Here is a 5,507-nt window from a genome sequence, read left to right as displayed (position 1 = left end):
GGTAAAGCCACAACGCATGATCAACGAGCAGGAACCCGGTTAACGCGAGAGAAAAATGGGTGATGTTTCCGTAGGATTTTAGAAGTATGGCGGCCATCACGACAAAGATCACCAAAACAGCATACGGCTGAAGCGGCCATTTGCCTTGCCCGGGAAACGCTACGTACGCGAGCTCTTGAATGTTTGTATCGAATTTGGTCCCGCCAACCCACGACCAATAGTACAATACGAGCGCAGCTCTCCAGGCGATATCTGCGCTCGAAGGCGTGAGGAATGCATCCGGCCTAATGTCCTTGGTCTGCAGGTAAGCAACCAGCAAACCGAGCGCGAGAGCCAAAGCATTGATGATCGAGCGGGTGAGGCGAGCGAAGCGCGTTTTGTCTCGGCTCTCGCGCGTGTCTGGATATCCTCGAAGCAGCCTTTCCATAGCGCTACCTTTCGGCCGCTCAGGGCGCCCATCATCAGTTGCGTTGAGATCGGAGTCAACAATTGACGGTCAAGCCATGCTGCAGATTGAATGGGCCTCGTTCTTAGGACCCGTCCGCAAACAAGTGAATCGGGTTGGGTCGGATTTTGTTGAGGGGCGGGATTCCCTTTGGAGTCTCGAGGCTATATCGTTTTGGCGTGATTGACGAATCGGCCATACGCGAGCGCTTCGAGGCTCTCTCTCCGGTGCTTGACGAGCGCGGTCGGCGGCGTTTTGCGGCAGCCGAGGCGACATCGGCTGGGCACGGTGGGATCATGGCGGTGATGCGTGCCACCGGTATCGCGCGCAGCACGATCGGACGCGGGCTGGCCGAATTGCGTGCAGGCGAGACACCTGACTTGGAACGGGTGCGCCGGGTGGGTGGCGGTCGTAGGCCTTTGAGCAAGACGGATGCGAGCTTACTCGATGATCTGCGGGCGCTGGTCGAGCCAGAGACGCGAGGCGATCCGCAGTCGCCGCTGCCGTGGACTTCCAAGAGCCTTCGCAAGCTCAGCCAAAGGCTGCGCGACATGGGCCATACGATCGGCCTGACACTCGTCGGCGAACTCCTGCACAGGCTCGATTACCGCCTGCAAGCCAACCGCAAGACCCGCGAGGGATCCCATAATGCCGATCGTGACCTGCAATTCCACTACATCAACGATCGGGTGAAAGAAGCGCTCGCGGCAGGTGAGCCGGCGATCTCAGTCGACACCAAGAAGAAGGAGCTTGTCGGCGATTTCAAGAACGCTGGACGCGAATGGCGACCGAAAGGCTCACCCGAGGAAGTTCGCGTGCACGATTTCGTCATTCCCGAACTCGGGCGCGCCGCCCCCTATGGAGTCTACGATATCGCCAACAATGTCGGATGGGTCAGCGTGGGCATCGACCACGACACCGCGGCTTTCGCGGCCAACGCCATTCGAAGCTGGTGGAAGCTCATGGGGCGCGAGCGCTATCCCAGCGCCCGCAGCCTCCTGATCACCGCCGATGGCGGCGGCAGCAACGGTTCGCGCGTCCGATTGTGGAAGATCGAGCTACAAAAGCTGTCCGACGAACTCGACGTTCCCATCACCGTGTGTCACTTGCCACCCGGCACCAGCAAATGGAACAAAATCGAGCACCGCCTCTTCTCATTCATCACCGGAAACTGGCGCGGCAAACCCCTCGTCAGCCATCAGGTCATCGTTCAGCTGATCGCAGCTACGACGACCAAGACCGGTCTCAAGGTTCGGCGCGAACTCGATCAGAACACCTATCCGGCTGGCACCAAGGTGTCCGACGCCGACATGGAAGCCGTCAAACTCACACGTCACGACTTCCACGGCGAATGGAACTATACTGTCGGTCCTAACGCTCGCTCCCGTCCTGGAGCGTTAGTCCCGGACGGGTCCTTAGACAGTATCCAAACTGGCGCTGACAGTATCCAGGCCCCCTTCGATACTGTCATCGGGGGCGTTGCTGCTGTGGGTCCGCGAACAACCCGATGCGGGGGTGATGGCCGGGAAGGGCTGCTTTATCAAGACTTTGGCGGGAGAGGCGGACGTTCGCGGACCACTAAAAATAACCGCGAATACAGGGTAATGGCTCCCCGGGCTGGATTCGAACCAGCGACCATTCGATTAACAGTCGAATGCTCTACCGCTGAGCTACCGAGGAATGAGCGACACAATTGTTCGCGAGCGGGCAGCGTATAACAAAGCCCTTTCGGCTTGCATAGGACTAATCGAGCGCCTCGCCAAAGTCCTGGCTGGCAGCTGAAATCGTTTTTGAGGTCAGCGCCTTGCCGCCGTTTTCTTGAGCGTGTGTCGGTCCCCTTTGCGGCTGCTGCGGCTCTCGATCCGCAGGGCGGCAGCAGCGGCGGCTCTGACGCCAAATGGTCGCATTTGCCGCCGACCTTTGTCCACGCTGGGATTATCGGAGGAGATTCGATGCCGGACGTCATGATGCCAGACGTTATGGAGGCGGTTGGCGGCGAGCCGGCCCCCGCGATGTTCGCGCCGGACATGCCTGCACTCAGCGACGACGAATGCTTGGAGCGGCTCAAACGTGCCGTCTATGAGCGCGACGCTGGGCATCTGGATGAGGTCGCAAGACTGATCGGACGACTGGCGGTGACGATCGAATAGCCGGTTCCGGATCCCGGCGAAGCTGTGAAACGGAACGGGTCGGGGGCTTCACTCCGGCCAAGCATGTTGTTGCGTTTTGCCAAGGCTTGTACCAAAGATGGCGCGGTTCCGTCCCTTCCGCGGCACGCCCGCTTTGCGTCTGACAGGTCTGCCAATGTCCGCTTTTTCGACCGCGCGCCAGAAAATGGTCGATGGCCAGGTGCGCACCAACGACGTCACCGATCTCCGAATCATCGATGCCATGGCCGAGCTGCCGCGTGAGGAATTCGTGCCGGAGAACCAGCGCGCGCTGGCCTATCTGGACCGCGATCTCGACGTGACCAGCGGCGGCACCAAGCGGTTCCTGATCAAGCCGATGCTGACCGCCAAGCTGCTGCAGGCCGCCGAAATCGTGAATACCGACAATGTCCTCATCGTGGGTTGTGCCACCGGCTATGCCGCGGCGCTGGCGGCCAAGCTGGCCTGGAAGGTGACTGCGACCGAAAGCGATGCCGCGCTCGTCGCGAGGGGCACCGAAATCCTGAATAGACTCGGGCTCGGGGGCAATGTGACGTTCCAGGTTGCGGAAGCCGCGATCGGGGCGCCGCGGGAAGCGCCCTACGATGTCATCATGCTGAACGGCGCGACCGAAATGATTCCCGAACAGCTTTATGGGCAGCTCAAGGACGGCGGCAGACTGGTCGGCGTGTTCGCAACGATTCGCCCGTCGCGGGCCATGATCGTGACCCATTCCCATCACGATTTCGGGAATCGCGCGCTTTTCGACGCCGCAGCGCCGGTTTTACCCGGTCTGGAACAGCGTCCGGCGTTCGTTTTCTGACCCTTTTCCGAACCCGGATCGGTCGAAATTCTGTTTTAAATCAGAAGTGTGGCCTGGATGCTGCACGCGAAGAGTTTCCACTGACTTTCGAGGCCAGATGGGTTCCGTCTGGCGGCGGCGCGGCATATGGTGCGGACTGGGTAATGGGTAGGTGGTGACCCGGTTCATGCGTTTGAGCCGGCAACAGAATGAATGGAATACCAGGGATGTACGGGGTGAAGGTCGTCACCGCAGCAGCAGCTGCGGTCCTTCTGATGGCATATGCGGGCCCATGGCCCGCCCTGGCCGATACGATCGAGGCTGCGTTGGTGCGCGCCTACCAGAACAATCCGCAGCTCAACGCGCAACGCGCCCAGGTGAGATCGACCGATGAAAACGTTCCGCAGGCGCTCTCCGGCTATCGGCCGAAGGTCGCGCTGACCGGCAGCGCCGGCTATCAGTACAGCGATGAGACCATCGATACGGGCGGCGTACCGGAGAAGCTGCACGGCGCCCAAATTCCGCGTAGCGCTGGCCTCACCGTGACTCAGACGCTGTACAACGGCAATCAGACCGCCAACAAGACGCGCGCCGCAGAAAGCCAGGTTTCAGGTGCGCGCGAGGGGTTGCGCGTGCTGGAACAGACCGTGTTGCTCAGCGCCGCCACCATCTACATGGACTATCTGCGTGATGCGGCCACCGTTGAAGTCCAGAAGAGCAACGTGCGGGTGCTGGAGCAGACGCTCAAGCAGACGCGCGACCGCTTCAATGTCGGCGAGGTGACGCGCACCGACGTCGCGCAATCGGAAGCCCAGCTGGCGGCCGGCAAGACCCAGGAGCTCGCCGCCGAATCGCAATTGGTGACCACACGGTCGAACTTCCGGCGCATCATCGGCAACGAACCGGAGAATCTGGCACCGGGTTCGCCGGTCGACCGCTTCCTGCCGGCGACGCTGCCCGCTGCGGTCGAACTCAGCCTGATCGAAAATCCGAATGTCACCGCCGCCATGTACGGCATCGACGTCAACTTCCTCCAGGTCAAGGTCGCCGAGGGCGCGCTGTTGCCGACGCTGAGCTTGCAGGCCTCCGTGCAGCAGGCCAATGAGCAGCAATTGACGGTGCAGAAGGATTTCAACGCCGCCGCGGTCGCTCAGCTGTCGGTTCCGATCTATCAGGGCGGCGCCGAATATTCGCTGATCCGCCAGTCCAAGGAAAACGTGGCGCAGCAACGGCTCAACCTCGACATGACCCGCGATCAGACCCGCGCCAACACCGTCACCGCGTGGGGCCAGCTGGTGGCCGGCAAGGCACAGGTGTCATCGGCGCAATCGCAGGTCACCGCCTCTGAGATCGCGCTCAACGGCGTGCGCGAGGAGGCCAAGGCCGGACAGCGGACCACGCTCGACGTGCTCAACGCCCAGCAGGCGCTGGTCAACGCCCGCATTGCACTGGTGACCGCGCAGCATGATCGCGTCGTCGCCTCCTACTCCGTGCTGTCGGCGATTGGACGGTTGTCGCCGCAGGTGCTCAAACTGCCGACCATGACCTATGATCCGAGCGTGCATTATCAGCAGGTCCGGGACAGCTGGTTCGGCATTCGCACCCCGGACGGGCAGTGATCACAATCACGATTAGAGCTAAATCATGATCTTGGCGGCTGCGGGGGACAATGCCGCTCGCGCCGCCTGATTCCGAGATCGCAGGCCGCTTCGCGGCGGCTTGACGAGAATAGCGCGCGACAATCGAAATCTGTCCGACAGAACGTCTGTGGATCCCTGATTGAAGCCCGAGCGACGCCGCGGGTCTTGCCGTGCGCGTCCTTTCCTTCGAGCGACCGCGTGATACCTCGCCAGGTGCGAGCACGGGCTTTCTCTCAAAGTCTCTTTGGCGCCTTGCTTGCAATCATTTGTTGCCATGACATAGCCTTTCCTGAGGCAGCAGAGCGATTCGCGCGGCAATCGGTATCCTTGGCCGCGATGCTTGATCTGCCGTGAGCAGGGGCGGGGCCGCCGTGATTCGGCTCCGATGCTTGAACTGGGGACAAGTCGGGCGTGTGCGACGCAAATCACACGCCTCTCGCATCCGGAACCGGCGAATCCCGTCATGCCTGATG

At 61.3% G+C, this 5,507-nt stretch carries 4 protein-coding genes, 1 tRNA gene and 1 pseudogene; 4 read left to right on the top strand and 2 right to left on the bottom strand.

The annotated features are described in order from the left end of the window. Positions 1-427 (bottom strand): hypothetical protein (locus tag WCB02_RS32950; RefSeq protein ID WP_423964956.1); only part of this gene is annotated, 427 nt, incomplete at its 3' end. A 197-nt stretch (positions 428-624) separates the two neighbouring features. Between WCB02_RS32950 and WCB02_RS32945 the strand changes: the two are divergent. Beyond that, positions 625-1,824: pseudogene (locus WCB02_RS32945) on the top strand (ISAzo13 family transposase); the annotation flags it as partial. A gap of 226 nt (positions 1,825-2,050) precedes the next feature. Here the strand turns inward: WCB02_RS32945 and WCB02_RS32940 are convergent. After that, a tRNA-Asn gene (locus WCB02_RS32940) sits at positions 2,051-2,125 on the bottom strand. Positions 2,126-2,397: 272 nt separating this feature from the next. Here WCB02_RS32940 and WCB02_RS32935 point away from each other — a divergent pair. The 3 genes from WCB02_RS32935 to WCB02_RS32925 all read left to right on the top strand — a co-directional run bounded on the left by WCB02_RS32935 (position 2,398) and on the right by WCB02_RS32925 (position 5,013). Beyond that, positions 2,398-2,595, top strand: coding sequence for a hypothetical protein (locus WCB02_RS32935; RefSeq protein ID WP_423964959.1), 198 nt, complete (start codon positions 2,398-2,400; stop codon positions 2,593-2,595). Between the two features lie 154 nt (positions 2,596-2,749). Then, a complete protein-coding gene (locus tag WCB02_RS32930) occupies positions 2,750-3,415 on the top strand; it encodes a protein-L-isoaspartate O-methyltransferase family protein (protein WP_423964953.1) in 666 nt (221 codons plus the stop codon). A gap of 206 nt (positions 3,416-3,621) precedes the next feature. Further along, on the top strand, positions 3,622-5,013 hold the full coding sequence (locus WCB02_RS32925; RefSeq protein WP_423964951.1) for a TolC family outer membrane protein: 1,392 nt from the start codon (positions 3,622-3,624) through the stop codon (positions 5,011-5,013). The last annotated feature ends 494 nt before the right edge of the window (positions 5,014-5,507 follow it).

It is taken from the genome of Bradyrhizobium sp. (genome assembly GCF_049581145.1).
In the GTDB taxonomy this organism is placed as follows: domain Bacteria; phylum Pseudomonadota; class Alphaproteobacteria; order Rhizobiales; family Xanthobacteraceae; genus Bradyrhizobium.
Note: the sequence above shows the minus strand (reverse complement) of the source record. Positions and strands in the feature narration are given on the sequence as shown.

What these genes read in the sequence shown, in the direction of transcription:
- WCB02_RS32935 (WP_423964959.1), top strand. Translation starts at nt 2,398, where the DNA reads ATGCCGGACGTCATGATGCCAGACGTTATGGAGGCGGTTGGCGGCGAG.
- WCB02_RS32925 (WP_423964951.1), top strand. Translation starts at nt 3,622, where the DNA reads ATGTACGGGGTGAAGGTCGTCACCGCAGCAGCAGCTGCGGTCCTTCTG.
- WCB02_RS32930 (WP_423964953.1), top strand. Translation starts at nt 2,750, where the DNA reads ATGTCCGCTTTTTCGACCGCGCGCCAGAAAATGGTCGATGGCCAGGTG.